Here is an 801-nt window from a genome sequence, read left to right as displayed (position 1 = left end):
GACAAGCGCCTAAACGCTGCCGCACAACACGACAATGACCACACTCAGAGGCTTCAACAGCACCTCGATACTATCCGCCGCGAGAAAATGGACTTCGCCGACCGTGCCGACATTGCTACCCGCTTGCGTGCAGAGGAAATCCCTCACGATGTTGCCGACCATGCAGGCTACATCGCCGACGAAGTCAACCTACTTGCCGCACAACGCACCTACGAACTACGCCGCCTCGGCATAGATGAACCTGCCCAAGAGACAATCCGCGACATGGTCGCAGAAACCATTGCTGCTGCCTACGAACCAGACAACACTGACTATGACAAGCCAGACACCTCCTACAACGAGGCGGAGGAAGAACCACCAGCGCCCGAGACCACAGCAGAAGCCGACAACACCGACAACTCCCAAGACGAAGACGCCGGCGAGCTACACGAGGGCGCACAAGCAAGCCTCGACTTCATCGCAAGCCTCGGACTAGACGACGCACCGCACATCACCACTACCCACAGCAACAACCACGACAACGAGGAACAAACTCCCACCGACGAGCTTGAAGAAGAACAAGGCCTAGAGCTTTAGAAAACAGCGAGGTCAATGCGCTAGCGCTCACATGTGTATATGCCTACATACGCACATGTGTATGTAGGCATATACACCAGGCGATCAGCTTCTTTCCTCGAGCCATCGTGTAGCCCACTCTTCAAAAAGTTGGGAGATACTTTTCTCTTCTTCCACTGCAGCGAGTTTGAGCTCTTTAATCAATTGTCGATTGCCGTTTCGGCGTAGTTGGTAGGGGCAATCCGC

The 801-nt window shown here is 54.6% G+C and carries 1 pseudogene; it reads left to right on the top strand.

Annotation, left to right across the window (positions count from 1 at the left end):
• Positions 1 to 576 (top strand): annotated as a pseudogene (locus HMPREF3169_RS13340) (conjugal transfer protein TraA); the annotation flags it as partial.
• Positions 577 to 801: the final 225 nt, after the last annotated feature.

It is taken from the genome of Corynebacterium sp. HMSC08C04, assembly GCF_001807495.1.
GTDB classification, from domain to species: Bacteria; Actinomycetota; Actinomycetes; order Mycobacteriales; family Mycobacteriaceae; genus Corynebacterium; species Corynebacterium simulans.
The sequence above is the reverse complement of the archived record's forward strand: the minus strand, read 5'-3'. Positions and strand labels throughout refer to the sequence as shown.